The organism is Acidovorax sp. HMWF018 (assembly GCF_003061035.1).
In the GTDB taxonomy this organism is placed as follows: domain Bacteria; phylum Pseudomonadota; class Gammaproteobacteria; order Burkholderiales; family Burkholderiaceae_C; genus Acidovorax; species Acidovorax delafieldii.
The window spans coordinates 1-2012 of record NZ_QAIM01000313.1 but is presented as its reverse complement, the minus strand read 5'-3'; the positions used below and the strand labels follow the sequence as shown (position 1 = coordinate 2012).

At 69.9% G+C, this 2012-nt stretch carries 1 protein-coding gene; it reads left to right on the top strand.

The window, feature by feature from the left end:
• Window positions 1-1841: methyl-accepting chemotaxis protein (locus tag DBR23_RS11910; RefSeq protein WP_108498379.1), on the top strand; the 1841-nt coding region annotated here is incomplete at its 5' end.
• Window positions 1842-2012 lie beyond the last annotated feature (171 nt).

Sequence of the window (2012 nt, the reverse complement as noted above, 5' to 3'; positions counted from 1 at the left end):
TGGAGGCGCAGGGCGTGGCCCCCGCCCAGGCACTCACGCACCTGGTGCAGCGCATGCAGGTGCACCGGGGCCTGTCGGTGGGCATGCTGGGCGGTGACGAGTCGCTGGCCGCGCGCCGCCCCGCCGCGCGCGATGCGGTCAACACCGCCCTGGACGACGTGAGCGCCCGCTTTGTCGCCGCCAAGGTGCCTGCGGCGCAGATGGCGGCCTGGACCCAGGCGCAGCAGACCTGGCGCACCCTGGAGCAGGCCGTGGCCGCGCGCAGCATTGAACAGGTGCAAAGCACCGCGCAGCACACCCAGCTCATCGCAACGCTGCTGCAGCTCAACGAGGCGCTGGTGCATGCCTATGGCCTGCAGATCGACCCCGAGGCCGACACCCACGCGCTGGTGCAGGCGTCGCTGGCCCAAGCCCCCATGCTGGGGGAAAAGCTGGGCATGCTGCGCGCCCAGGGCGCCAGCGCCTTGGGCAAGCGCGAGCTCACGCCCCAGGGCAAGGGCCAGCTGCTGGTGCTGCAGCAGCGCGTGGCCGAGCTGCAGGGCGACACCTTCCGGGGACTGGACCGCGCCTTGCAGGGCAATGCCGAGCTGCAGCGCGCGCTGGGCAGCAGCGTGCAGGCCGTGCAAGGGCAGATCCAGCAGTCGCTGCAGATGGTGGAGCGCGACATCCTCAACGCCACGGAGCTGCAGCTGCCGTCCAAGGATTACTTTGACGCGTTCACCCGCACCATCGAGGCGCTGAACGCGCTCAACAACCTGTCGATGACCAGCCTGGACCAGGCGCTGCAGGCGCGCGTGGCGGGGCTGCAGCGCAACCTGCTGTGGGTGGCGCTGGCCCTGGTCATCACGCTGTCGGCCACCAGTGCAATGGCGCTGGTGTTCGTGCGCTCCATGACCGGGCCGCTGTCGCAGGCCGTGGCGCTGTCACGCGCCGTGGCGCAGGGAGACCTGAGCGGCGCCCCCATTGCCCATGGCACCAACGAGGTGGGCCAGTTGCTGGAGGCGTTGCAGCAGATGCGCGCACAACTCACGCAGGTGGTGCGCAACGTGCGCAGCGGGTCAGAAAGCGTGGCCACCGCCAGCGTGCAGATTGCCCAGGGCAACACCGACCTGTCGGCCCGTACCGAGAGCCAGGCCAGCGCGCTGGAAGAGACCGCCGCGTCCATGGAGCAGCTCAACGCCACCGTGCGCCAGAACGCCGACAGTGCCCAGCAGGCCAGCCAGCTGGCCGCCAATGCCAGCACCGTGGCCGTGCAGGGCGGTGAAGTGGTGGCGCAGGTGGTGGACACCATGCACGGCATCAACGCCTCGTCGCAGAAAATCTCCGACATCATCGGCGTGATCGACTCCATCGCATTCCAGACCAACATCCTCGCGCTGAACGCCGCGGTGGAGGCGGCCCGCGCGGGCGAGCAAGGCCGGGGCTTTGCGGTGGTGGCGAGCGAGGTGCGCAGTCTGGCCGGGCGCAGTGCCGAGGCCGCACGCGAGATCAAGACGCTCATCAGCGCCAGCGTGGAGCGCGTGGCCCAGGGCAGCGCCCTGGTGGACCGCGCCGGCGCCACGATGAGCGAGGTGGTGGGCGCCATCCGCCGCGTGACCGACATCGTGGGCGAGATCAGCGCCGCCAGCCACGAACAGTCCCTGGGCGTGGCCCAGGTGGGCGAGGCCGTGACGCAGATGGACCAGGTGACCCAGCAGAACGCTGCACTGGTCGAAGAGATGGCCGCCGCCGCCAGCAGCCTCAAGAACCAGGCCGAAGACTTGGTGCACGTGGTGTCGGTGTTCCGCCTGGGCGACGATGGCGGCCTGCGCACGGCCGCAGGTGCGCTACGAATTCAATAGCTACAGCGGCATATTGCACTAGCGCTACCGGCCTGAATGACCCGAAATGCGCTGGAGCGGGCATGAAGGGGCGTCATGGAGGGCCGTACAGCCCCCGGGGTTCACACCGCAGGCCCGCGCGCAATGCCCAGTTCGGCCAGTTCCGCGTCGGTGAACACCCGCGAGCGCGTG